General features: G+C 65.5%; 20 protein-coding genes. 11 read left to right on the top strand and 9 right to left on the bottom strand.

What is annotated here, in order from left to right; translation table 11 throughout:
• Window positions 1–85 precede the first annotated feature (85 nt).
• Window positions 86–1,522 (top strand): glutamate synthase subunit beta, encoded by a 1,437-nt coding sequence (locus ACQKOE_RS11505; RefSeq protein WP_427512895.1) that lies wholly within the window; start codon window positions 86–88, stop codon window positions 1,520–1,522.
• Window positions 1,523–1,542: 20 nt separating this feature from the next.
• On the opposite strand, the gene rnk is transcribed toward ACQKOE_RS11505, so the two are convergent.
• From rnk to ACQKOE_RS11490, 3 genes are all read right to left on the bottom strand, one after another.
• Window positions 1,543–1,965, bottom strand: coding sequence for a nucleoside diphosphate kinase regulator (rnk, locus tag ACQKOE_RS11500; RefSeq protein WP_427512894.1), 423 nt, complete (start codon window positions 1,963–1,965; stop codon window positions 1,543–1,545).
• A 299-nt stretch (window positions 1,966–2,264) separates the two neighbouring features.
• Complete coding sequence (locus tag ACQKOE_RS11495) at window positions 2,265–2,855, bottom strand: hypothetical protein (protein ID WP_427512893.1); 591 nt, start codon at window positions 2,853–2,855, stop codon at window positions 2,265–2,267.
• A gap of 70 nt (window positions 2,856–2,925) precedes the next feature.
• The gene (locus ACQKOE_RS11490; RefSeq protein WP_427512892.1) at window positions 2,926–3,624 is read right to left on the bottom strand and encodes a pirin family protein; all 699 of its coding nucleotides are present in this window, start codon (window positions 3,622–3,624) and stop codon (window positions 2,926–2,928) included.
• 109 nt (window positions 3,625–3,733) lie between these two features.
• On the opposite strand from ACQKOE_RS11490, the gene ACQKOE_RS11485 reads away from it, so the two are divergent.
• Genes ACQKOE_RS11485 through ACQKOE_RS11475 form a run of 3 tightly spaced genes read left to right on the top strand, consistent with a single transcriptional unit; the run spans window position 3,734 to window position 6,695 of the window.
• The gene (locus ACQKOE_RS11485; protein ID WP_427512891.1) at window positions 3,734–4,663 is read left to right on the top strand and encodes a LysR family transcriptional regulator; all 930 of its coding nucleotides are present in this window, start codon (window positions 3,734–3,736) and stop codon (window positions 4,661–4,663) included.
• Window positions 4,660–5,547, top strand: coding sequence for an ATP-grasp domain-containing protein (locus ACQKOE_RS11480; RefSeq protein ID WP_427512890.1), 888 nt, complete (start codon window positions 4,660–4,662; stop codon window positions 5,545–5,547). The genes ACQKOE_RS11485 and ACQKOE_RS11480 overlap by 4 nt, the downstream gene beginning before the upstream one ends.
• A 23-nt stretch (window positions 5,548–5,570) precedes the next feature.
• On the top strand, window positions 5,571–6,695 hold the full coding sequence (locus tag ACQKOE_RS11475) for an acyl-CoA dehydrogenase family protein (RefSeq protein ID WP_427512889.1): 1,125 nt from the start codon (window positions 5,571–5,573) through the stop codon (window positions 6,693–6,695).
• Window positions 6,696–7,145: 450 nt separating this feature from the next.
• On the opposite strand, the gene ACQKOE_RS11470 is transcribed toward ACQKOE_RS11475, so the two are convergent.
• Together ACQKOE_RS11470 and ung are read right to left on the bottom strand one after the other, a co-directional pair.
• Window positions 7,146–8,114: an acyl-CoA dehydrogenase family protein gene (locus ACQKOE_RS11470; protein ID WP_427512888.1), complete on the bottom strand. Its 969-nt coding sequence runs from the start codon at window positions 8,112–8,114 to the stop codon at window positions 7,146–7,148.
• A 39-nt stretch (window positions 8,115–8,153) separates the two neighbouring features.
• Window positions 8,154–8,840: a uracil-DNA glycosylase gene (gene ung, locus ACQKOE_RS11465; protein WP_427512887.1), complete on the bottom strand. Its 687-nt coding sequence runs from the start codon at window positions 8,838–8,840 to the stop codon at window positions 8,154–8,156.
• Window positions 8,841–8,904: 64 nt separating this feature from the next.
• On the opposite strand from ung, the gene ACQKOE_RS11460 reads away from it, so the two are divergent.
• The 5 genes from ACQKOE_RS11460 to ACQKOE_RS11440 are packed head-to-tail and all read left to right on the top strand — an operon-like array spanning window position 8,905 to window position 13,177.
• Window positions 8,905–9,525, top strand: coding sequence for a ribonuclease D (locus ACQKOE_RS11460; protein WP_374588451.1), 621 nt, complete (start codon window positions 8,905–8,907; stop codon window positions 9,523–9,525).
• A gap of 11 nt (window positions 9,526–9,536) precedes the next feature.
• Complete coding sequence (gene lptC / locus ACQKOE_RS11455; RefSeq protein ID WP_427512886.1) at window positions 9,537–10,184, top strand: LPS export ABC transporter periplasmic protein LptC; 648 nt, start codon at window positions 9,537–9,539, stop codon at window positions 10,182–10,184.
• Window positions 10,181–10,768, top strand: coding sequence for an LptA/OstA family protein (locus ACQKOE_RS11450; protein ID WP_374588455.1), 588 nt, complete (start codon window positions 10,181–10,183; stop codon window positions 10,766–10,768). Before lptC ends, ACQKOE_RS11450 begins: the two co-directional genes overlap by 4 nt.
• Before the next feature lie 10 nt (window positions 10,769–10,778).
• Window positions 10,779–11,948 (top strand): nucleotidyltransferase domain-containing protein, encoded by a 1,170-nt coding sequence (locus tag ACQKOE_RS11445; protein ID WP_427512885.1) that lies wholly within the window; start codon window positions 10,779–10,781, stop codon window positions 11,946–11,948.
• Window positions 11,933–13,177, top strand: coding sequence for a WcaI family glycosyltransferase (locus ACQKOE_RS11440; RefSeq protein WP_427512884.1), 1,245 nt, complete (start codon window positions 11,933–11,935; stop codon window positions 13,175–13,177). The genes ACQKOE_RS11445 and ACQKOE_RS11440 overlap by 16 nt, the downstream gene beginning before the upstream one ends.
• 314 nt (window positions 13,178–13,491) lie before the next feature.
• On the opposite strand, the gene ACQKOE_RS11435 is transcribed toward ACQKOE_RS11440, so the two are convergent.
• Both ACQKOE_RS11435 and mutS read right to left on the bottom strand, forming a co-directional pair.
• A complete protein-coding gene (locus ACQKOE_RS11435; RefSeq protein WP_427512883.1) occupies window positions 13,492–13,674 on the bottom strand; it encodes a hypothetical protein in 183 nt (60 codons plus the stop codon).
• Between the two features lie 23 nt (window positions 13,675–13,697).
• Entirely contained in the window at window positions 13,698–16,280 is a 2,583-nt protein-coding gene (mutS, locus tag ACQKOE_RS11430; protein WP_427512944.1) for a DNA mismatch repair protein MutS, read from the bottom strand.
• A 146-nt stretch (window positions 16,281–16,426) separates the two neighbouring features.
• Here mutS and ACQKOE_RS11425 point away from each other — a divergent pair, with 146 nt between their 5' ends.
• Complete coding sequence (locus ACQKOE_RS11425) at window positions 16,427–18,709, top strand: NADP-dependent malic enzyme (protein ID WP_427512882.1); 2,283 nt, start codon at window positions 16,427–16,429, stop codon at window positions 18,707–18,709.
• Between the two features lie 46 nt (window positions 18,710–18,755).
• Here ACQKOE_RS11425 and ACQKOE_RS11420 read toward each other — a convergent pair whose 3' ends face one another.
• Complete coding sequence (locus ACQKOE_RS11420) at window positions 18,756–19,511, bottom strand: sulfite exporter TauE/SafE family protein (protein WP_374588465.1); 756 nt, start codon at window positions 19,509–19,511, stop codon at window positions 18,756–18,758.
• 145 nt (window positions 19,512–19,656) lie between these two features.
• On the opposite strand from ACQKOE_RS11420, the gene ACQKOE_RS11415 reads away from it, so the two are divergent.
• Window positions 19,657–20,526, top strand: coding sequence for an HpcH/HpaI aldolase/citrate lyase family protein (locus ACQKOE_RS11415; protein ID WP_427512881.1), 870 nt, complete (start codon window positions 19,657–19,659; stop codon window positions 20,524–20,526).
• Window positions 20,527–20,572: 46 nt separating this feature from the next.
• Here ACQKOE_RS11415 and ACQKOE_RS11410 read toward each other — a convergent pair whose 3' ends face one another.
• Complete coding sequence (locus ACQKOE_RS11410; protein WP_427512880.1) at window positions 20,573–22,762, bottom strand: TonB-dependent receptor; 2,190 nt, start codon at window positions 22,760–22,762, stop codon at window positions 20,573–20,575.
• Window positions 22,763–22,963: the final 201 nt, after the last annotated feature.

Below are 22,963 nucleotides of genomic sequence, written 5' to 3'. Positions count from 1 at the left end.
GCCCAGCCCGAACAAGGATTGGGTTTTCTTGGACTGGGTACCGGCCTTCGCCGGTATGACGAATATGGATTCGGGAGCTAATTAGATGGGCAAGGAAACCGGCTTTCTCGAACTGGACCGTCAGGATCGCACCTATGCCGATCCCAAGGAACGGCTGAGCCACTACAAGGAATTCGTGATCCCGCACGAGGAACCGGCGCTGAAGGCGCAGGCTTCGCGCTGCATGAATTGCGGCATTCCTTATTGTCACAACGGCTGTCCGGTGAACAACATCATCCCGGACTGGAACCACCTGGTCTATGAAGGCGATTGGCAGAATGCGCTGGAAGTGCTGCATTCGACCAACAACTTCCCGGAATTCACCGGCCGCATCTGCCCCGCCCCGTGCGAGGCGAGCTGCACGCTGAACCTGATCGACCAGCCGGTCACGATCAAGTCGATCGAATGCGCGATTGTCGACAAGGGCTGGAACGAAGGCTGGATTACGCCGCAGGTGCCCACCCGCCGCACCGGCAAGTCGGTCGCCGTAGTCGGCTCCGGCCCCGCCGGCATGGCTGCCGCGCAGCAGCTGGCGCGCGCTGGCCACTCCGTCACGGTGTTCGAAAAGAACGACCGGATCGGCGGGCTGCTTCGTTATGGCATTCCCGACTTCAAGCTGGAAAAGCAGCTGATCAACCGCCGCGCGGTGCAGATGGAGCTGGAAGGCGTGGAATTCCGCACTTCGACAGAAGTGGGGGTCCATGTCTCGATCGAAAGCCTGAAGGAAAACTTTGACGCCGTGGTCCTGGCCGGCGGTGCGGAAGAGCCGCGCCGTCTGGAAATCCCCGGCGCCGAACTGCCCGGCGTGCGCCTGGCAATGGAATTCCTGACCCAGCAGAACAAGCGCAACGCGGGCGACGACGAACTGCGCGCCGCACCGCGCGGCTCACTCCTCGCCACCGGCAAGCACGTCGTCGTGATCGGCGGCGGCGACACCGGCAGCGACTGCGTGGGCACGAGCAACCGCCAGGGCGCGGCTTCGGTCACCCAGATCGAAATCATGCCGCAGCCGCCGGAAAAGGAAAACAAGCTGCTGACCTGGCCGGACTGGCCGCTCAAGCTGCGCACCTCGACCAGCCATGAAGAAGGCGTTGAGCGTGACTGGGCGATCCTGACCAAGCGCGTCGCGGGCAAGGATGGCCAGGTCACCGGGCTGGACTGCGTCCGCGTCGAATGGGTCGATGGCAAGATGCAGGAAATTCCGGGCAGCGAATTCACGCTGAAGGCCGACCTGATCCTGCTCGCCATGGGCTTTGTCGGTCCGCGCAAGCCGGGCCTGATCGACCAGTCGGGCGTCGAACTGGATGCGCGCGGCAATGTCGCCGCCAATGTCACCGACTATCGCACCAGCGATCCGCAGATCTTCGCTTGCGGCGACATGCGCCGCGGCCAGAGCCTGGTCGTCTGGGCCATTCGCGAAGGCCGCCAGGCCGCGCGGGCAGTCGACGAAGCCCTGATGGGCACGAGCGAACTGCCGCGCTAACCGGAAATTGGGACTCCGCCCTATGCGGCGGAGTCCAGTTCCTCTCCGACAGCGATCACTTGCAGCACCTTGGGATGACCGTCGCGGTCTTCCCAGCGGATCGACTGGCCTTCGCGCAGGCCGATCAGGCCCGCGCCGATGGGGGTCAGGATCGACACCTTGCCCGCTGCGATATCGGCCTCATGCGGATAGACCAGCCGCACCGTGCGTTCGGTTCCGGCGTTTTCGTCACGAAAGCGGACCAGCGAACCCATCCCGACCACATCGGCAGGCAGCGCGCCATCCTTGACCACGCGGGCGCGATCGATTTCCTTCAGCAACATGGCCGACACCTGCGGCAGGCGGGTTTCGACCCCCACTGCAAGATCGGCAATCCGGTCAGCATCGCTTTCGCACAGCAGGATCGGCGGGCGGGCCTTGGCCCGAACCGGGGTATTCATCATCGTTCTCCGTGCCACCTGGGCATTCCGGGCGGGCAATAGTCTTGTCAGTTGTCTGCTTGATAAAGCCCCGGACCGCACGTGCAGGAACGTGCGTCGGGGCTAACGGCCCGCGAGGAGTTGGCTCGACTTGCAGCGAAGACGCCGGAGAGTGGATTCGGGTGTCACGCGGTGAGGATGGCAAAGTTCGGGTGCCGTGGCAAGGACGCCGCGACGCCGCACATTCAGCCACCGAAGGCGTTCGGCCGCCAATTGGCTTAAAAGGGTAACCAGAACTTGAAAATGCTACCAGCCGCAGTGATTCATTTCTTTTCTGTCGGCGGTGGAGAAGCAGGCACCTGCGGCGCCCGAGGCGGAGGCGTTATACCATATTGCTGATCAGTTATCACCGGCACCCTATTAGGCGGAGTTATTCCCTTTGAAAGCTGCTGAGCGTTATTTCGCTTTTCATCACCTGACATAGAGTTCTCCACGTTCGCAAGGAGAAAGAAAAATAGCATTATCAATGCAATAGGGAAAGTCCAAAGCGCAATCGCGTTAAGGCGATTTGTAAGAACAGACTCTGGCGCATTATCTTCGTGAATAGCCTGACGCCTAGCGTCAGTGTCGCGACGCGCACTGTCAAAACTGAAGGTGAGAGCCACCAATCCAACCAAACTAGAAAGCCACGAGAGCAGAAGTGCTGATTTAAAAACAGCCTCCTTGAGTGGGACGACGTCGCCGACGAATGCAACAGATGCAGCAAAAAGGGCGGTATGAGCTAGTCCAATAAAATTATCTCTCGCCGCTTCATTTTGGATATGCGTCTGATTAAGACCCGAGACCTCTTGCCGCTTATCTTCGGCCGTTCTGCCTGCCACATTCTCTTCCAGTGTGATGGATAATACTCTCAATGTGGCATGTCGCCACCAAGGCGACAAGGCAATATCAGATTAATCCTATGCTTTTTAAGCATAAAAGGCATTAAACCGCGTCGACGAGGACGAGTTCGGCATCTTCCAGGGCGGTGATCTCGATCACGGCCTCACCGGTGATCGCCACGCCGTCGCGGGCATTGGCTTCGACTTCGCCGATGCGGATGCGGCCCGTGGCGGGGACCAGGTAGAGGTGACGGTCCGGGTTCGTTTCATAGCGGATGGACTCTCCAGCCCGGACCAGCGCCCCGGCAACCCGCGCCTGGGCATGGATGCGCAGCGCGTCGGTATCGGCGGCCATGCCAGAGGCGAGGACCACGAACTTGCCGCTGCGATCGTCGCGCGGGAACGGGCGCGCGCCCCAGCTGGGGGCATGGCCGCGTTCATCGGGCAGAATCCAGATCTGGAACAGGCGGGTTTCCTCGTCCTCCAGATTGTATTCCGCGTGCTGGATACCGGTTCCGGCGCTCATCACCTGGACGTCGCCAGCCCCGGTGCGGCCCATGTTGCCCAGGCTGTCCTTGTGCGTGATCGCCCCGGCGCGGACATAGGTGACGATTTCCATGTCCTGGTGCGGGTGCGGGGGAAAGCCGGTCTTGGGCGCAATCGCATCGTCGTTCCACACCCGCAGCGCGCCCCATTGGGTCCGCTCCGGCTCGTAATAGCTGGCGAAGGAAAAGTGGTGATGCGCGTCAAGCCAGCCGTGGTTTGCGGCGCCAAGCGTAGCAAAGGGACGAAGTTCGATCATGGTTATTCTCCCGCAAGGAAGGTTCCTTGTTGTTGAAGCAGGAGATAGCCCTTGCCGTTCCATCGTGGAACTGGGATAAATCACGCTCAAATGTTCAGGAATTCAGAACATGCAATTGGGCCAGCCTTCGATTGACCAGCTTCGCATCTTCCTCGCCGTGGTGGACGAGGGCAGCTTCAACGGCGCGGCCAAGCGGCTCGGGCGCGCCATCTCTGCCATATCCTACGGGATCGCCCAGCTTGAGGCCCTGCTGGCCATGCGCCTGTTCGAGCGCGAGGGATCGCGCCGCCCGGAACTCACTGCCGCAGGCCGCGCCCTGCTTCCCGCCGCCCGGGCCGTGGCGGGGGACATGGACGCCCTGCTGGCCAAGGCGCGCGATCATCACCAGGGGCTGGAATCCGAACTGACCCTGGTGATCGACGTCATGTACCCCGCCGCCGCCCTGGCCGCCCTGCTCAAGGAATTCATCGCCGCTTTCCCGACGGTCGAGCTGCGCGTCCATGTCGAGGCACTGGGCGGGGTGGCCGCCATGTTGCTCGATGGCCGGGCCGACCTGGGCGTCGGCGGGCCGGTGGTCAGCGACTATCCCGAGCTCAACCGCAGCGTCATCGGCGCGGTCGAACTGGTGCCGGTTGCCGCTCCGGACCACCCCTTGGCCCTGATGGAGACGATCCAGCCCGGCGTGGCGCGCCAGCATCTGCAACTGGTGCTGAGCGACCGTTCGCCGCTGACCGAGGGGCGCGAATTCTCCGTCACGGCGGCGCGGACCTGGCGGCTGGCCGACCTTGGCGCAAAGCACGCGCTGCTGCTGGAGGGGATCGGCTGGGGCAATATGCCGCTCGACCTGGTGGCCGACGATCTGGCGGCGGGGCGGCTGGTGCGGCTGCGGGTGCCGGAAAATCCGGGGGTCGACTATCCCTTTGCCGCGCTGTGGCGGCGCGACTGCCCGCCGGGACCGGCGCGGCGCTGGCTGCGTCAGGCCTTGCAAGACCGGCTCTGCCCGCCCAAGGGCGCGGGATTGATGGAGAAACCCGCGTGAAGATCGCTTTCCTGGCCTGCCCCACCACCCTGCCCGATTCGCCCACTCGCCGCCCCGATGCGTTCGAGCATGACCTGCAACTGGCGGCCCTGCGCGACGGTTTTGGCACCCGGGCAGAGGTTCAGGACATCGACTGGCGCGCGCCGCTGGACGAACTGACCGGATACGACCTCGCCTATCTGGGCACGCCGTGGGACTACACCGATGCCAAGGACGAGTTTCTGGCCCGGCTCACCGCGCTGGAAACCGCAGGCGTGATGGTCTGCAACCCGGTAGAAGTAATCCGCTGGAACGCCGACAAGCTTTACTTGAAGGAGCTGGCGGCGCGCGGCGCGCCTGCAATCCCGACGCTCTGGCCGGAAAATCCGGGCCGGGCCGAAGTGCTCTCCGCGCTGGACCAGTTCCAGTGCGACAAGGTGGTGGTCAAGCGCCGGGTCGGTTCGGGGGCGGTCGGGCAGCACTGCTTTTCCCGCGATGACCTGCCCGCCGCTGATTGGCACCTCGGCCAGGCCGGGATGATCCAGCCGTTCCTGACCGTGATCCAGAGCGAAGGGGAATTGAGCTTCATCTTCATCGGCGGCGAATTGTGCCACGCGCTGGTGAAGCGTCCGCAGTCCGGCGATTACCGCATCCAGTCGCTCTATGGCGGGCGCGAGGAAGCGCTCGATCCCGCCCCGGCAGACCGCGCCGCGGCCGAAGCGGTCATGGCCATGCTGCCGTTCGACCAAGCCCCGCTCTATGCCCGGATCGACATGGTCCGGCTGGGCGGCGGGCAACTCGCCGTGATCGAGGCGGAATTGATCGAACCCTACCTTTATCCCGAGCAGGGACCCAGCCTGGGCAAGATGTTTGCACAGGCCGCGATCAACCGGTTTGCAAGCTGATCGTTTTGCGGCAACCTGCCGGCATGACCGAACCAGACGATCTTGCCGCCTTCCGCGCCGAAGTCCGCGAATTCCTGCGCGATAGCCTGCCGCCCGAACTGGCGCGTGCCGGTCGCCGCGCCACCAGCGTGTTCTCGCACCCCGATCATTCGATCCCCTGGCAGAAGATCCTGACCGCCAAGGGCTGGGGCGCGATTGACTGGCCGGTGGAATATGGCGGCACCGGCTGGACGCCGATGCAGAAGTACATCTTCTCCGCCGAATGCGCCCGCGCCGGTGCGCCCAACCTGTTGCCGCAGGGGCTGAAGATGGTCGCTCCGGTCCTGATGCATTACGGCACGGACGAGCAGAAAGCCTATTTCCTGCCCCGGATTCTGTCGGGCGAGCATTACTGGTGCCAGGGCTTTTCCGAGCCGGGTTCGGGATCGGACCTCGCTTCGCTCAAGCTCAAGGCAGAGCGGGACGGCGATCACTATGTCCTGAACGGATCGAAGATCTGGACCACCCATGCCCACTTCGCCAACTGGATGTTCGCGCTGGTCCGCACGTCCAGCGAAGGCAAGCCGCAGGCAGGAATCAGCTTCCTGCTGATCGACATGGCGACGCCGGGGCTGAAAGTCGATCCGATCATCAGCCTGGCCGGCGAGCATGAACTGAACCAGGTGTTCTTTGACAATGTCCGCGTGCCCGTGGCCAACCGCCTGGGCGAGGAGAACGATGGCTGGTCGGTGGCCAAGTACCTCCTGACCTTCGAACGCGGCGGGCGTTATGCGCCGGGGCTGTTCGCCCAGCTGGCGAAGCTGGAGGGCGAAGCGGGCGACGATCCGGTGCTGCAAGAGCGCCTCCGCCGCGAAAAGGTGACGCTGGAAGCGCTGGAGGCGCTGGAGCTGAAATCGATCAATGCCAGCGGGGCCAAGTCCGCGCTCTATGCCTCGGTCCTGAAAGTTCAGGGCACCGAAGCGGCGCAGCGGATCGACACCCTGGCCTGCGAAATCGCCGGGCTGGCTGGCTGGGCCGAGGCAGACGGGCAGAGCCCCGACCTGCTGGCGACCGCCCTGCCGCGCTACCTCAATGGCCGCGCGGCGACGATCTATGCCGGGTCGAACGAAATCCAGCGCGACCTGATCGCGCGGGCCGTGCTGGGGTAGGGAAGGCTTCCCTCCACACCTTCGGAACCTGTACCCGTTCGTGGTGAGGAGGCATCGAAACCGAAGGTTGAGGGGCCGTCTCGAACCACGGCGCGAGAGAACAGTCCTTCGAGACGGCGATTCTGCCTGCGGCTTCAACGCCTCCTCAGGACGAACGGGTAGAGAGGTTTCGCGCAGGGATCGCAGAGGACGCCGAAAAGAAAGACGGACGCGAAGGATACTGATCCGCCGCAGGCGTGTAATCGGACCAGTGCGTTGGGCCGGGCGAAGAAATGACGCGCGGCATTGCCGCAAACGCCCCCCTCTGCGTCTTTCCTTTCTCCTCCGCGCCTCTGCGTGAACCAATCGGACCTCGCCATCGCCCGGAGCGCTGGATGAAACGCGCGTCCCCCTTCGCCCTGGATTGCTTCGTCGCTACGCTCCTCGCAATGACGAAGGTGTGAGACGCGATCAGGCCGCCGCTGCGTGGCGCGCCAGATGCTGGCTCTTGGGACCCAGCGTTGCCGCAATGGCGAGGCCGCGCTTGAACTGGCCGCCCAGGGCCAGCTCCTCGGTCACGCCCATGCCGCCGTGCAATTGCACCGCGCCTTCGCCGACCGTGCGCACCGCGTCGATGGTTTCGACCACGGCGGCGCTGACCGCATGGGCCCAGGTTTCATCCCCTTCGCGCAGCACGGCGCGTTCGGTCAGGCCCTCGGCCTTGAGCAGGGCCATCTGCATATCGGCCAGCCGGTGGCGCAGGACCTGGAAGGTCGCAATCGCCACGCCGAACTGCTTGCGCTGTTGCAGATAGGCCGCCGTATCCGTCACCATCCGGTCCATCAGCCCCGCCGCCTCTGCACAGAGCGCCGCGTTGCGCGCGTCGATTGCCCATTGCCGCGCCGCCGCAGCAGCGGCCCCTTCGGCCAGCAGGCTATCGACTTGCAGATTGCCGCCGACCGAAAGGTCCGCTGCCTGGGTGCCGTCCATCAGCGCCCGCTTGCGCCGCGACAGGCCTGCGCCTTCCGCCGCCACCAGCACGGTACGCTCGGTCCCGGCCAGGATCAGCCAGTCGGCATCGGCAGCGCCCGCCACCAGCGGGACTTCGCCGCTATCGCCAAAGGCCAGCGCGATCCGCGCCTCGCCCGTGGCAAGGCTGGCCAGCAGACCATGATCCGGTGCCAGCCGCGCCAGCAGGCTGGCCGCGATGTTATGGGCCAGCCAGTCCGATCCGGCCAGGGCCGGTCCCAGTTCCGCCATGATCGCCGCGCGTTCGATCGCGCCGCCGCCCACGCCGCCCGCCTCGTCCGGAATGCCGACCGCCATCAGGCCCAGTTCGGCCAGCCCCGTCCAGTCCGGGCGGGGATGATCGGTCAGGTAGCGCTGGATGGACTGCTGCAGCAGGGTCGCGGTTTCGGTGAGCGGAAGTTCTAGTGCCATGCCGCACTTGTGCCGAGTCGGGCGCGGCCCGTCCAGCCGCTAAACGCGCCAGTCAACCGCGCCGCGCCCCTGCTTTTCCAGAAAGGCATTGGCCTGGCTGAAATGGCGACAGCCGAAAAATCCGGCATGAGCGGAAAGCGGGCTGGGGTGCGGCGCGGTCAGCACCAGGTGGTGGCTGTCCATCAGCCCCGGAACGCTGGCCGCTTTCTTGCGCGCATGATTCCCCCAGAGCAGAAAGACGCAAGGCTCCTGCTTGGCTGCAACGGCAGCCACCACGGCGTCGGTGATTTCCTCCCAGCCCTTGCCCTGGTGCGAGGCGGCTTTGCCCTCCTCCACCGAAAGCGCGGCATTGAGCAGCAGCACGCCCTGCCGCGCCCAGCCCGTCAGGTTGCCATGCGCCGCGCGCGGCAGGCCGAGGTCAGCCTCCAGCTCCTTGTAGATATTGACCAGGCTGGGCGGCACCTTCACGCCGTCCTGCACCGAAAAGCTGAGGCCATGGGCTTGTCCCGCGCCGTGATAAGGGTCCTGCCCCAGAACCACGACTTTCACCCGGTCCAGCGGGGTCAGTTCCAGCGCGGCCAGCCGCTGCCCGCGCGGCGGAAAGATCGCCTTGCCCGCTGCTTCCTCCGTGCCCAGAAATTCGCCCAGGCCGCGCGACTTGGCACTCGCCAGGACCGAACCGAGCGCCGCGCGCCAGCTTTCGGGGACTGTTTCGGATAGGGGCACTTGCGAAACTCCGCCACTGCGGGGCTTTTCACCCCGGCCGGATCGGCCTAAGCACAAAGTCGATATGGCAGTCTATCTCCACGAAGAAGATCTTCCCGCTGGCGTGCTCGCCCCGGGTCCCGTTGCGGTCGATACCGAAACCATGGGGCTGATAACCCCGCGCGACCGGTTGTGCCTGGTGCAGATTTCGGACGGGCAGGGCGACGAACACCTCGTCCGCTTTTCGCCCGGTTCGGACTTTGCCGCCCCCAACCTCAAGGCGGTGCTGGCCGATCCGGAGCGGGTGAAACTATACCACTTCGCGCGGTTCGACCTGGCCGCGATCGAGCATTACCTGGGCGTCGTCGCCGCGCCGGTGTTCTGCACCAAGATCGCCTCGAAACTGGTCCGCACCTATACCGACCGCCACGGCCTGAAAGACCTGGTGCGCGAACTGCTTGGCAAGGAACTGTCCAAGCAGCAGCAGTCGAGCGACTGGGGCGGCCCGGAATTGAGCGAGGCGCAGCGTGAATATGCCGCCAGCGACGTGCGCTATCTCCACGCGATGATGGCGATCCTGACCGAGCGGCTGGCGCGCGAACACCGCACCGAGCTGGCCCAGGCCGCGTTTGACTTCCTGCCCTATCGCGCCCGGCTCGACCTGGCAGGCTGGGCCGAAAAGGACATCTTCAGCCACGAGAGCTGAGCCGCCGCCCAATGACCGAAGCCGCCGACATCACCCGGGACAAGCGCCGCCACTGGGCCGCGCCGGGTGGTTCGCACGACCGCAAGGTGCGCATCCTGGCGCGCTGGCTGCCCGGCCTGGTCGGCGTGGTTGCGGCGGCAATGATCGTCGGCCCGCTGTTTACCGAAGGCGAGCTGTCCTTCCTGCTCGACCGTAACAAGGTGGCGATCACTCAGGAACGGCTGCGCGTGAACAACGCGATGTACCGGGGCGAGGACAAGCGCGGGCGGCCCTTCACCCTGACCGCAGGCAGCGCCGTGCAGGTCACCGCCGCCGTGCCGGAAGTGCTGCTGGAAAACCTCGCCGCGCGGATTCGCTTGTCCGACGGTCCGGCGGAGCTGACCGCGGTGCGCGGCAAGTACAATTTTTCAAACCAGCTGGTCGCGGTTGAAGGGCCGGTCGTTTTCACCGCCGCCGATGGCTATCGCCTGACCACGCAGAACGTCTCGATCAACCTCAATGACCGCTTCGTGACCGGCACCGGCGGGGTCAGCGGCACCATTCCGTCTGGCACTTTCAGCGCCGACCGGATAAGTGCCGATCTCGACGAGCGGATTCTGATGCTGGATGGCAATGTCAGGATGCGGTTCGTCCAATCCAATTTCAGGATGCCGCGATGAGCCAGCCCGCCCGCCCCAGTCTCAAGACCACCGCGCTGCGCTCGCTGCTGGGCGGCTTTGCGCTGGGCACGGCGGCGATCCTCGCCCTGGCCCCGTCGAGCGCCCAGGTGTTCAGCGGCCATAACAGCGATGCGCCAGTCAACTTCTCTGCCGACCACGGCGAATTGCAGGGCAAGGCCAACCGCGCGATCCTGGCCGGCAACGTGGTGATCACCCAGGCCAACATGACCCTGCGCGCGGGCCGAACCACCATGGCCTTCACCACCGAAGGCGGCGGGTTCAAGATCCACCGCGTCGATGCCGTTGGCGGGGTGAAGATCGACCGGGGCGACCAGGCCGCATCGGGCGACGTGGCGATCTATGATTTCGACAAGCGGCTGATCACCCTGTCTGGCAACGTCACCCTGCTACAGGGTTCGAACCGCCTGTCCGGCGGCCGCCTGACCATCGATCTCAATTCCGGCCTGTCGACTCTGGACGGCCGCGTCGGCGGTGGTTCCCCGGCGCTGGGCGGTCAAGGACCGGCTCCGCGCGGTGGTCGCATCTCCGGGACCTTCACGGTCCCCAAGCGCTCCACCAACTGACTTAACGCGAATGGATCAGGCGGCGCTGCGGCGCTTCCTTCTCGATCTGGTCGGAACGGCAGGCGTTCCGGACCTGACCGTTCCGTCGGAGCGCGACTGGGCGGCGCTGGACCGGATGGCCGCGCAGCACCGCTTGCAGCCCTTGCTCCATGCCCGGCACCGCGAACAGGGCGCCATTCCCAGCGCCCTGCGCGCCGCATGGCAGGCGGCCCACCGCTTTGCCGCGCTGGAGGCCCTGGTCCAGCAAGCGGAACTGGCCGAGACTTGCGCCCTGCTGGAACGGACAGGCTTTGCCGCAATCGCGCTGAAAGGCGCGTGGCTGAGCGTTCATGCCTATCCGGAAGCCGCCCAGCGCCCCTTGCGCGACCTGGACCTGCTGGTGCAGCCGGACGAAGTGGTCGCGGCTTTCCACGCCTTGCTGGATGCGGGCTATGTCCAGGCCGAACCTGCCGAAATGCGGCTGGAGGACATTGTCCGGCTGGACAAGCACATGCCCCCGCTGGTCGCCCCGCGCGGCACGCGGATCGAGCTGCACCACCGGCTGTGGGAACTGGACGGACGGCTTGACCATGCCAGCCCGGCGCAGGATGCCCAGCTGCGGCAGCGGGCGATCCGGGGACCGGGCGCGATCCGCTATCTCGCTGCGCAGGACTTGCTGGCGCACCTAATCATCCACGCGGTCTACAGCCACCGCCTCGATTGCGGGCCGCTGGTCCTGTCCGATATTGACCTGTTGATACAAAAGGAAAAAATTGACTGGCAACGCTTCTGGAGCGATGCGGCAGGACAGGGTTGGCGAGACGGGGCGAGATTGATGCTGGAACTGGTGGCGACCTATCGACCGGGGGCGAATATCGATTTCGCGCCTGATCACGGGCCTGCCGTCCCGGCGCGCCTTTTGGCCGCAGCGCCCGACCTTTTGCTGCAAGACCTGGACACCCGCGCCAGCGCGGGCCTCGCCGCCACCGCGATCAAGGGCGGAGCATCCAGCCTGGCTGGGCGCCTGCTGCGCCGCCGCTCTGCGGAGGGGCAGACGGTTACGGCCCCGCCGCCAGGCAAGGGCGGCCTGCTCGGCTGGCTCAGTTCGCGCACCGCGCGCTCGCTGCGCGATCTCGTCCGCTCCGATGTGCGGCGGCAATCGCGCCGGATGGCGGAGCTGAGCCAGTGGCTGGACCGGTGAAGGACCGCTCGGTCCTGATCGTGGGACTGAACTATGCGCCGGAACCGGTCGGGATCGGTCCCTATACCCAGGGCCTCGCCGAAGCGCTGGTCGCGCGCGGGGCCAGGGTGCGGGTGGTCTGCGGCAAACCCTATTACCCGCAGTGGCGCGTCTATCCCGGCCATGCGCAGGCTGGTTGGAGCCATGATGCGGAGAACGGCGTGCAGGTCACCCGCTGCCCGCATTACGTGCCGGCCAATCCCACTGGCTTGAAGCGGATCCTGCACCTTGCCAGCTTTGCCGTTTCTGCGCTTGGGCCTGCCCTTCGCGCCGCGCTCGCCAAGCGAGACAAGCCCGACCTAGTCATCGCGATTGCGCCCGCCCTGCTCGGCACCGTCACCGCCTGGATCGCCGCACGGCTGGCCGGGGCGAGGCTGTGGATTCACGTCCAGGACTTCGAAGTGGAAGCCGCCCTGGCGACGGGCTTGATGGATCAAGGCCGCTGGTCGGCGCGCCTCGCCCGCTGGGTTGAGGCGAGACTGCTGCAACTGGGCGATATCGTATCGACCATCAGCCCGCAGATGTGCGCCAAGCTGGCAGCAAAGGGCGTGGCGAAAGCGCGGATCGCCGAAATGCGCAACTGGTCGGACGACCGCTTCACTCCCGATCCCGCCGGGGCCGAGGCCATCCGCGCGGCATGGAACCTGCACGGCAAGATCGTCGCGCTCTATTCCGGCAACATCGCGCGCAAGCAGGGGATCGAAGTGCTGGTCGAGGCGGCGCGGCTGCTGATGCACCGCAGCGATATTGCCTTCGTGATCTGCGGCGAGGGGCCGAACCGCGCGGAGCTGGAGCGGCTCGCCAGCGGCCTCGCCAATGTCCAGCTACATGACCTGCAACCGGCAGAGCAAATGGGCGCGATGCTGACCCTGGCCGACCTGCACCTGCTGCCCCAGATTGCTGGCGCGGCGGACCTGGTCCTGCCTTCCAAGCTGACCAACATGCTCGCTTCAGGCCGTCCGGTCGCGGCGACGACCGTGCCCGGAACCGGGCTCCACGCCGAAGTCGAAGGCTGCGGCGTGGTCACTCCGCCCGGCGATGCCCGCGCCCTGGCAGAGGCCATCGCTGCCCTGGCAGACGATCCCGAACGGCGCGCCGTGCTGGGGCAGGCAGCGGCGCAGCGGGCGGCGGAGCGGTGGCGCAAGGACGCGATCATCGACCGGGCACTGGGGTTTGTGGGGGGCAGATAAGAAGCGAATTTAATTCGTCATTGCGAGCGCAGCGAAGCAATCCAGGGCGGCAGGGGGAGTGCGTTCCTTCCGGCACTACGCTTTCGGCTGGCTATGAATGGTTCACGCAAAGGCGCAAAGAAGAAGGAGGCGCGAAGGGGCTGCGCCTGCTGCTTTGTTTCGTGCCGTTCTTCGTTCCGGGCAAACGCACCCGCAGAGCGGCGCGCGCCTGCGGCGGCAAGGCCTTTGCGGCTTCCCTTATCTTCTTTGCGCCTTTGCGTGAACCGCGTTGGCAAACCGGCTTCGACAAGCTCAGCCTGAGCGGGGTGTGAGGACTAATCCTTGCTCCACGGCGACTTGTGCGGATGGGCTTTCGCTACCTTCGCCTGCCCGTGGTGAGGCACCTGATCCGCCGATGGCACCGTGCAATAGGCGGTCAGCAAGACGCCCAGCGACCAGGTGACCGCTTTCCAGCGGCTGGCAAAGACGTGGCGCAGCTTTGGCCCGAACCCCAACATGGCGCCAGGCTAGGCCCGGCTGGTTAAGGAAGTTTTCCCGCCTCGCGCTTCAGCTCGTACAGCAGGTCCAGTGCATCGCGCGGAGAAAGGGCGTCGACGTCCAGGGCATTGAGCCGTTCGCGCAGGGTATCGACCACTTCTTCCTTGTGCTCGATCGCGGCGGCGAACAGCGGCAGATCGCCCAGGCCCGCCGCCAGCCCGCCGGTTTCGGCCCGGCCCTTTTCCAGCCGCTGCAATACGGCAGAGGCGCGCGCGACGACCGGGGCGGGAACCCCGGCCAGCTTGGCCACGGCCAGGCCGTATGAGCGGTCCGCCGGACCTTCGGCCAGTTCATGCAGCAAGACCAGATCGCCCTGCCATTCCCGCGCGCGGACATGGTGAAGCGACAGGGCATCGCAGCTTTCGGCCAGGCGCGACAATTCATGATAGTGCGTGGCGAACAGGCAGCGGCACTTGTTCACGCCGTGCACCGCCTCGACCACGGCCCAGGCCAGGGCCAGGCCATCGTAAGTGGAGGTGCCGCGCCCGACCTCGTCGAGGATGACAAAGCTGCGCTCGCTCGCCTGTGCCAGGATCGCGGCGGTTTCGACCATTTCGACCATGAAGGTCGAGCGGCCCCGCGCGAGGTTGTCCGACGCGCCGACGCGGCTGAACAAGCGGTCGGTCAGGCCCACGGTGGCCCGCGCCGCCGGAACGAAACCACCCGCCTGGGCGAGAAGGACGATCAGCGCGTTCTGGCGCAGGAAGGTGCTTTTGCCGCCCATGTTCGGCCCGCCGACCAGCCACAGGCGGTCCTGCGGCGAGAGGCGGCAGTCGTTGGCGACGAACCGTTCGCCCTTGGCCGCCAGCGCCGTTTCGACGACGGGGTGACGCCCGCCCTCGATCTCCAGCCGGCTGTCCTCGACCACTTGCGGGCGGCACCAGCCGCCTTCCGCCGCGCGTTCGGCCTGCCCGCAGGCGACGTCGAGCCGGGCCAGCGCTTCGGCCGTGGCGGCAATCGCGTGGCGCGCCTTGATCGCATGGCCGACCAGTTCCTCAAAATGGGCTTCCTCTGCGGCAAGTGCGTGGCCGCCCGCTTCGGCAATGCGGCTGGCTTCCTCATGCAGAGCCAGGGCATTGAAGCGCACCGCCCCGGCCATGGTCTGGCGGTGGGTAAAGCCGCTGTCCGGTGCCATCAGCGCATCGGCATGGCGCGCGGGTACTTCGACGAAGTAACCAAGCACGCCGTTGTGGCGGATTTTCAGCGCGGCGATGCCGGTCTGGTCGCGGTACTTCGCCTCCAGCGCGGCAATCGCGCGGCGGGCGTCGCCGGAAATGCGCCGCAATTCATCCAGCGCGTGGTCATAGCCTTCGGCAATGAAGCCGCCCTGCCCGCGCTCGGTCGGTGGGGCGGGAACCAGGGCGCGGCTGAACAGGTCGGTCAGCGCGCCGTGCCCGGTCAGGTGCGGCAGAAGCGCGTCGAGCAAGGCGGGCCGGTCAGCCTGACCGCGCAAATGATCGTGAATGCGCCGCGCTTCGCCCAGGCCGTCGCGCAGCTGCCCCAGGTCGCGCGGCGAGCCGCGTCCGGCCACGACGCGGCCCAGCGCGCGGCCCACATCGGGCAAGGCGCGCAGCACGGTGCGCAGGTCGCCGCGCAGCAGGGCATTGTCGTGCAGCCACTGAACCAGCGCCAGCCGCGCCTCGATCGCGGTAACGTCGGTGAGCGGTGCGGAGAGGTCTTCGGCCAGCAGCCGCGCGCCCGCTCCGGTCACGCAGCGGTCCACCGCCTCGATCAGGCTGCCGCGCCGCGTTCCCTGGCTGGAGACGAGGATTTCCAGGCTGGCTCGCGTCGCTTCGTCCATGGCGAGGTGCGCCTGGCCTTCGCGCGCCACCGGGGGGAGCAGCAAGGGCAGCTTGCCCCGCCCGACATGTTCCAGATAGCCGATCAGGCCCCCCGCCGCCGCCAGCATCGCGCGCGAAAAAGTGCCGAACCCGTCCAGCGTCGCAACGCCGTGGGCCGCCTTCAGTCGCGCTTCGCCGCCGTCGCTGCCGAAATCGCGGCTGGGCCGGACAATGGCCTCCAGCGGCGCATCGCTCCACCCTTCGGGCACGACCACTTCGCTGGCCCCGAGCCGCGCCAGGGCGGCGCCCATGCGGTCAGCGGAGCATTCCTCCAGCTCCATCCGTCCGGTCGAAATGTCGCAGGCGGCAAGGCCGATCGTGCCGCGCACTTCGCACAGGGCAGCCAGCACATTGGCGCGGCGCGGCTCCAGCAGGGCTTCTTCGGTCAGGGTCCCCGCCGTGACGAAGCGGACGATGTCGCGCGCCACCAGCGCCTTGGACCCGCCGCGCTTCTTCGCCTCTTCCGGGGTTTCGACCTGTTCGGCAATCGCCACGCGGCAACCCGCCTTGATCAGGCGCGCAAGGTATCCTTCGGCGGAGTGGACCGGAACCCCGCACATCGGGATCGGCACCCCCTGGTGCTCACCCCGGCTGGTCAGGGCAATGTCCAGCACCTGCGCCGCGGTGCGGGCATCATCGAAGAATAGCTCGAAGAAATCGCCCATGCGGTAGAATAGCAGGCAATCCTCCGCCTCGGCCTTCAGCGCAAGGTACTGGGCCATCATCGGGGTTGTGCCAGCGGGGGCGTTCGATCCGTGCATTGGCCTGGCCTAGCGCCTGTAATCGCGATTCGGGAGGCTTGCGATGCAATCTATCCCCTATCGCAGGCGCTTTCCTTCCGTTAGGGCGTCCACGAATCCGGAGATAAGCTGTGGCCGAAGACATCACCCAGACCAACGAAAGCAACGTCCGTTTCACCGAGCGCGAAGCGCTGTTCTATCACAGCACGATCCGCCCCGGTAAGATCGAGATCATCGCCAGCAAGCCGATGGCGACCCAGCGCGACCTGAGCCTGGCCTATTCGCCCGGCGTCGCCGTTCCGGTCCAGGCCATCGCCGACAATCCGGCGGATGCCTATGAATATACTGCGCGCGGCAACCTGGTGGCGGTGATTTCCAACGGCACCGCGATCCTGGGCATGGGCAATCTGGGCGCCTTGGCGTCCAAGCCGGTGATGGAAGGCAAGGCCGTGCTGTTCAAGCGCTTTGCCGACGTCGATTCGATCGACCTTGAAATCGACACCGAGGACCCGGAAAAGTTCATCGAGGCCGTCGCTCTGCTGGAACCCAGCTTTGGCGGGATCAACCTGGAAGACATCAAGGCACCGGAATGCTTCGTGATCGAGCAGGCCCTGCGCGAACGGATGAAGATTCCGGTCATGCACGATGACCAGCACGGCACCGCGATCATCGCCGCCGCTGGCCTGGTCAACGCCTGCTTCATCACCGGGCGCAAGTTCGAGGACGTCAAGGTCGTGGTCAATGGCGCGGGCGCTTCCGCCCTGGCCTGTACCGCCCTGATCAAGTCGATGGGCGTCAAGCACCAGAACGTCACCGTCTGCGACCGTTCGGGCGTGATCTATCGTGGCCGCGAATCCGGCATGGACCAGTGGAAGAGCGCCCATGCCATCGACACGGCGGCGCGCAGCCTGGAAGAAGCGCTGGAAGGCGCGGACATTTTCCTGGGCCTGTCGGCGGGCGGCGCGCTCAAGCCGGAATGGGTGAAGAAGATGGCGCCCCAGCCGATCATCTTCGCCATGGCAAACCCTGACCCCGAAATCACGCCCCCCGATGCCAAAGCAGTGCGGCCCGACGCCATCGTCGCGACCGGGCGTTCGGACTATCCCAACCAGGTCAACAACGTCCTGGGCTTCCCCTTCATCTTCCGCGGCGCGCTGGACGTGCGGGCAACCGCCATCAACGAGGAAATGAAGATCGCCGCCGCCCGCGCGATTGCGGAACTGGCCCGCGAAACGGTGCCGGAAGAAGTCGCCGCGGCCTATGGCAAGAAGCACCAGTTCGGCCCGGAATACATCATCCCGGCCCCGTTCGATCCGCGTCTGATGGAAGTCGTGTCTTCCGCCGTAGCCAAGGCCGCGATGGACACCGGCGTTGCGGGCAAGCCGATCGAGGACTTTGCCGCCTATCGCCACAGCCTGAAGGCGCGGCTCAACCCGACGACTTCGGTGCTCACCCAGGTCTATGAAACGGTTAAGGCCAACCCGAAGCGGATGATCTTTGCCGAGGCGGAGAACGAAATCGTCCTGCGCGCGGCGATCCAGTACCGCGATTTCGGTTATGGCGAGCCGGTCCTGGTCGGCCGCACCGACCAGGTGAAGGACAAGCTGGCCGAGCTGGGCGTGACCGACATCGACAGCTTCGAGATCGAGAATTCGGCCACTAGCACCCACGTCCCGGCGATGGTTGAAGTCCTTTACGAACGGCTTCAGCGCAAGGGCTTCCTGGAACGCGACGTGCGCCGCATGGTCAACCAGGACCGCAACGTGTTCGCTTCCCTGCTGCTCAAGCTGGGGATCGGCGATGCCATGGTCACCGGCATGACCCGCACCTTTGCCCAGACCATGCGCGAAGTGCGCCAGGTGCTGGATCCCAAGGAAGGACAGCTGCCCTTCGGCATCCACCTGATGATCGGCAAGAACTATACCACGTTCCTGTCGGACACCACGGTCAACGAGCGTCCCGATGCGCAGGATCTGGCCCGGATTGCCAAGGAAACGGCTGCCGTTGCCCGCCGCCTGGGCCACGAACCGCGCGTTGCCTTCCTGTCCTATTCGACCTTCGGCAACCCGCCGGGTCGCTGGCTGGATTCGATCCGCGAAGCCGTGGCGATCCTCGACGCGGAAAAGCCGGGCTTCGAATACGAAGGCGAACTGGCCCCCGATGCGGCGCTGAACCCGACGGTGATGAAGAACTATCCGTTCAGCCGCCTGTCCGCTCCGGCCAACGTGCTGGTCATGCCGGGGCTGCAATCGGCGAACATCTCGGCCAAGCTGCTGCGCGAACTGGCCGGCAATGCCACGATCGGCCCGATGCTGATCGGGATGGAAAAGCCGGTGCAGATCGCGCCGATGACCGCGATTGCACCCGACGTTCTGACTCTGGCCGTGCTGGCTGCGGCTGGCGTAGCAGGCTGAAATCAGGTCCGGGCCTGACCGTCTCAGGCCCGGACTTCAGCCCCTATCACGCCCAGGCCTTGTAGACTCCGAAGGCGCTGGTCGCGGTCAGGACGATACCGACCATCACCAGCATCGGCTTGGCCGGAATGTGCTTGGCCGCCCATGCGCCCAGCGGAGCCGCCGCCAGTCCGCCAATCAGCAGGCCCAGGGTGGCACCGGCCAGGTCGGCAAAGCCAAGGTGATAGATGAACGTGGCGCTGATCGTCAGCGTCAGGAAGAACTCGACCGCGTTGACCGTGCCGACCACCCGGCGCGGGTCTGCGCCCTGGATCAGCAGGTTGGACGTGACCACCGGCCCCCAGCCGCCGCCGCCCGCCGCATCGAGGAACCCGCCGATCAGGCCCAGCGGCGCAACCACTTTGGCCGGCTTGCCTTGGGGCGGATATTTGAAACCGCGCCACAGCAGCATCAGGCCGATGGCCGTCAGGTAGGTCAGGACAAACGGCTTCACGATTGCCGCATCCAGCGAAGTCAGTAGATAGGCCCCGGTCGCGCCGCCGATCATTCCCGGAATCAGCAGCTTGAAGAACAGGCTCTTGTCGATGTTGCCATGAAGCAGATGGCTGATACCCGAGGTGGCCGTGGTAAAACACTCCACCACGTGGACCCGCTGCGATGCCAGGGCGGGGGGAACGCCCATCACGCCAACCAGCAAAGTGTTTGAAATCACGCCAAAGGCCATGCCCAGTGCGCCGTCTACTGCTTGAGCGGCAAAGCCGACCGCAATGAACGGCAGCAGGACGCTGAGGTCGAAATCCATGGCGATTCACTCTCCGGTATATCTCGACCGTTTTGATAGAGTTGCAACGCGCCAGCCGCGAGAAAGTTTTTCAGCGCAGCGCCGAAGTGAAATTATCCTGCGGCAAACGGCTTGCCAGCAAAGTGCGACCAAGCGAAGGAGCAGCATGACCAATGCAGCCCGCCCCCGCCGCTCCGCGCTTTACCTGCCCGCCTCGAACCCCAAGGCCCTGGCCAAGGCGCGTACCCTGCCCGCCGATGTGGTGATTCTCGACCTTGAAGATGCGGTCGCGCCGGACCTGAAGGTTGAAGCGCGGGCGGCGGCCCTTGCCGCTGTTGCGGAAGGCGGGTTTGGACGGCGTGAACTGGTGGTACGCGCCAATGGCCTCTCAACCCCCTGGGGCCGCGAAGACCTGGCCGCCATTTCCGCTGCCGGACCCGATGCGGTCCTGGTGCCCAAGGTCAACTCCGCCGAAGAAGTGCGCGGCTATGATGCGGCGCTTGCCGCCGCACCGCCGCAGACCCGACTGTGGATCATGATCGAAACCTGCGCCGCCTTGCCCCGCCTGCATGAAATCGCGGCCTGCGCGGCCGATACGCGGCTGGCGGGCTTTGTCATGGGCACCAATGACCTGGCCAAGGAAATGCAGGCGCGGCCCGGTCCGGCACGTACCCCGTTCCTGCCGATCCTGACCATGGCCGTGGCCGCCGCGCGCGCCCATGGACTGGTCGTGCTGGACGGCGTCTGCAACGAATTCCGCGACCTCGGCCTGTTCCGGGCCGAGGCGGAGCAGGGGCTGGAGTTCGGCTTTGACGGCAAAACCCTGATCCACCCGGACCAGATCGCGCCGTGCAACGAAGTGTTCTCCCCCAGCGCGGCAGAGATCGCCTGGGCCGAGGCCGTCTCCGCCGCCTTTGCCTTGCCGGAGAACGCCGGAAAGGGCGCGATCAAGGTCGACGGCAAGATGGTCGAGCTGCTCCACCTGGACCAGGCGGAACGGACCCTGGCCATCGCCGCCGCCATCTCGGCATCCTGACAGTGCAGGATATGGTCCAGCGCCGCGAAGCGCTGGACCTGTCCCGTCAGAAGCGGATAGTCCCTTCCAGCCGGACCGTGCGCAGCGGGCTTGGCGCATCGGCGCGGATCGACGGAGCCAGCGTCGGATCGGCGGGCGGTCCGCTGAAGTCGGCAGAAATCGCGTTGAACACGTTCCGCCCGGCCAGCCGCACTTCCCAACGATCCTGCGTGTCGCGCAGGCCGATGGTCAGATCGACCGGCGTCCACGGCTCGGACCGGAAGCTCAGCACCCTCTGGTGATACATCGTGCTGCGGTGGCGGACATAGGCATTGGCGAACAGCGCGACGTCCGAACTGATGTCGTGATCGTAGAGGATCCCGGCATTGCCGGTCCAGCGCGGCGCCCCCGCAACCGGGCGGGGCGTGGGTGCGGTGATCTTGGCATCGGCATAGGTCACGGCCCCTTCCAGCCGGAACCCGCCGCCCAGCCGTGCCCGGAAGTTCGCTTCAACGCCGGCCGAGCGAACCTTCACGTTCGCCGTGTCGAACGATGACCCGGTAAAGGTGGTGTCCTGGAAATTGCCGACCTTGGTCACGAATGCGGCCAGTTCGAAATTCAATGCCCGGTCAAGCGCGCTGCCCTTGAGTCCCAGTTCGAACGAATCGGCATTTTCGGTCAGGACTGCAGAGCCGCCCGCGTCCGATGGCAGTGCCGGATTGCCCAGCAGTACCTGCGCCGATTCGGCAAAGCCGCCGGTCTTCGATCCGCGCCCATAGCCACCATAGAGCGTGACAGCCGGAGAGAGATCGACCTGCAGGCTGACGTTGCCGTTGACGAAGTCATCCTGGAACTTCAGCGGAGTCTTGGCAAAGGGCGGATTGACCACCTGGTTCCAGAAGGTGATCGGCGCGATGGCCACGCGGCCATAAGTCGCATCCTTGGTTTCATCGGTGTACCGGATCCCGGCGTTCAGGCGCACCGTATCGGCGAACTTGTAGGTCGTCGAAAGGAAGCCGGAGATCGTTTCGGTCTTCTGGGTGAAATCGTTGCGGAACCCGCCCTGGAAGATCGTGCCGGGCGGGATGGCCAACGGCGTGTCATAGATCTGCGTCTCGGCCGAATTCCAATCGGAATTGAAGTAGAACAGCCCGGCAATGTACGAGAACCGGCCGTCCGAGGGCGAGGTGATGCGCAGTTCCTGGGTGAACTGGTTATAGTCTTCCCCGCGCAGGAAATAGGTGGCGTTCTTACCCCCGAAATCGAAGTCGTCCGCGAAGCTGAGGTCGTATTTCGCGTAAGAGGTGACCGACGTGACCGTGTTGTCACCCAGCGGGACGTTGATGGTCAGGTTGCCGATGTGGCTCTTGATCTCGTGGACGCTTTGCCCTTCGCGGCCCTGGCTCATGAAGCTGGTCTTGGTGCCGTCCAGCACGCCCTCGCCCAGGCTGGCAGGCAGCAGGCCCTGGGGGTCGACGAACTGGTAGCCGTTGCCGATGCGGCGGGTGTCGGAATATTGATAGCTGAGCGTGGCATCCACCCCGCCGCCCGGCTCCAGCACCGCCGTCCCGCGCAGGCCGATGTCGCGGTCCTTGGGATAGTTGCCGCCGGTCCGCTCGTTATGCACCCAGCCCCGGGTGTCCGAATACTTGCCGGCAAAGCGGAAGCGGAACTGCTCGGAAACGGGAAGCGTTGCCGCGGCTTCCACGAAGGCACCGCCATATTCCAGCTCCGCGCCGCCCGAAACATAGCCTTCGGTTGTCGTACCCGGCTTCTTGGTGACAATCGAGATTGCGCCGAGCGAGGTGTTCTTGCCCAGCAGCGTACTCTGCGTACCCTTGATGACCTCGATCCGTTCCACGTCAAAGAAGGCGCTGGAATAAAGCCGCCCCTTGCCCAGGAAAGCCCCGTCCAGGAACAGGGCCACCGATTGGTCGAACGACTGGGTTCTGGCCGGCGTACCCAGGCCGCGAATGGTCAGCTGCAAGCCATCGTCCGGTGCGCGCGAAAAGGTCGTGCCGGGAACCAGTACGGCGGCCTGGAACAGATCCTTCACCCCGGCGCGGGCCAGCTGCTCTTCACCCAGCACGGCGACCGTTGCGGGAACGTCCTTGGTGGATTGCTGGCGCTTCTGCGCGGTGACGACAATGTCGTCCGGATTCGCTTCGCCAGCAGTGTCCTGCGCCCATGCCGCCGTTGCCGAGGTTGTCGACAGCAGCGCGGCCAGCACCCAGCGTCCAAATCGCCCTTGGTTCATGCTTCTCTCTCCCGTGACCGCTATGCGGTACTTGTTATACCGCTATACAGTTATTTTAGGTGCTGCGACCTGTCAACATGGGTTGAAAATTTCTCCAAGCGTTCTGGTGACTTAGCATGGAAGGGGTTGATTTACGGGAAATTTGCGCCTTCTGCATCGCATGGCGGTTATGCAAACCGCTTACCGGGACTGGCGCATAAG

The sequence above is a fragment of the Novosphingobium sp. NPDC080210 genome, from assembly GCF_050281025.1.
In the GTDB taxonomy this organism is placed as follows: Bacteria; Pseudomonadota; Alphaproteobacteria; order Sphingomonadales; family Sphingomonadaceae; genus Novosphingobium.
This window is presented reverse-complemented; position numbering and strand designations above follow the sequence as displayed.

Bases quoted from the DNA above. Each gene is read 5' to 3' on its own strand.
- ACQKOE_RS11505 (WP_427512895.1), top strand. From the start codon at position 86: ATGGGCAAGGAAACCGGCTTTCTCGAACTGGACCGTCAGGATCGCACC.
- rnk (WP_427512894.1), bottom strand. From the start codon at position 1,965: ATGATGAATACCCCGGTTCGGGCCAAGGCCCGCCCGCCGATCCTGCTG.
- ACQKOE_RS11490 (WP_427512892.1), bottom strand. From the start codon at position 3,624: ATGATCGAACTTCGTCCCTTTGCTACGCTTGGCGCCGCAAACCACGGC.
- ACQKOE_RS11485 (WP_427512891.1), top strand. From the start codon at position 3,734: ATGCAATTGGGCCAGCCTTCGATTGACCAGCTTCGCATCTTCCTCGCC.
- ACQKOE_RS11475 (WP_427512889.1), top strand. From the start codon at position 5,571: ATGACCGAACCAGACGATCTTGCCGCCTTCCGCGCCGAAGTCCGCGAA.
- ACQKOE_RS11470 (WP_427512888.1), bottom strand. From the start codon at position 8,114: ATGGCACTAGAACTTCCGCTCACCGAAACCGCGACCCTGCTGCAGCAG.
- ACQKOE_RS11460 (WP_374588451.1), top strand. From the start codon at position 8,905: ATGGCAGTCTATCTCCACGAAGAAGATCTTCCCGCTGGCGTGCTCGCC.
- lptC (WP_427512886.1), top strand. From the start codon at position 9,537: ATGACCGAAGCCGCCGACATCACCCGGGACAAGCGCCGCCACTGGGCC.
- ACQKOE_RS11450 (WP_374588455.1), top strand. From the start codon at position 10,181: ATGAGCCAGCCCGCCCGCCCCAGTCTCAAGACCACCGCGCTGCGCTCG.
- ACQKOE_RS11445 (WP_427512885.1), top strand. From the start codon at position 10,779: ATGGATCAGGCGGCGCTGCGGCGCTTCCTTCTCGATCTGGTCGGAACG.
- ACQKOE_RS11435 (WP_427512883.1), bottom strand. From the start codon at position 13,674: ATGTTGGGGTTCGGGCCAAAGCTGCGCCACGTCTTTGCCAGCCGCTGG.
- mutS (WP_427512944.1), bottom strand. From the start codon at position 16,280: ATGATGGCCCAGTACCTTGCGCTGAAGGCCGAGGCGGAGGATTGCCTG.
- ACQKOE_RS11420 (WP_374588465.1), bottom strand. From the start codon at position 19,511: ATGGATTTCGACCTCAGCGTCCTGCTGCCGTTCATTGCGGTCGGCTTT.
- ACQKOE_RS11415 (WP_427512881.1), top strand. From the start codon at position 19,657: ATGACCAATGCAGCCCGCCCCCGCCGCTCCGCGCTTTACCTGCCCGCC.
- ACQKOE_RS11410 (WP_427512880.1), bottom strand. From the start codon at position 22,762: ATGAACCAAGGGCGATTTGGACGCTGGGTGCTGGCCGCGCTGCTGTCG.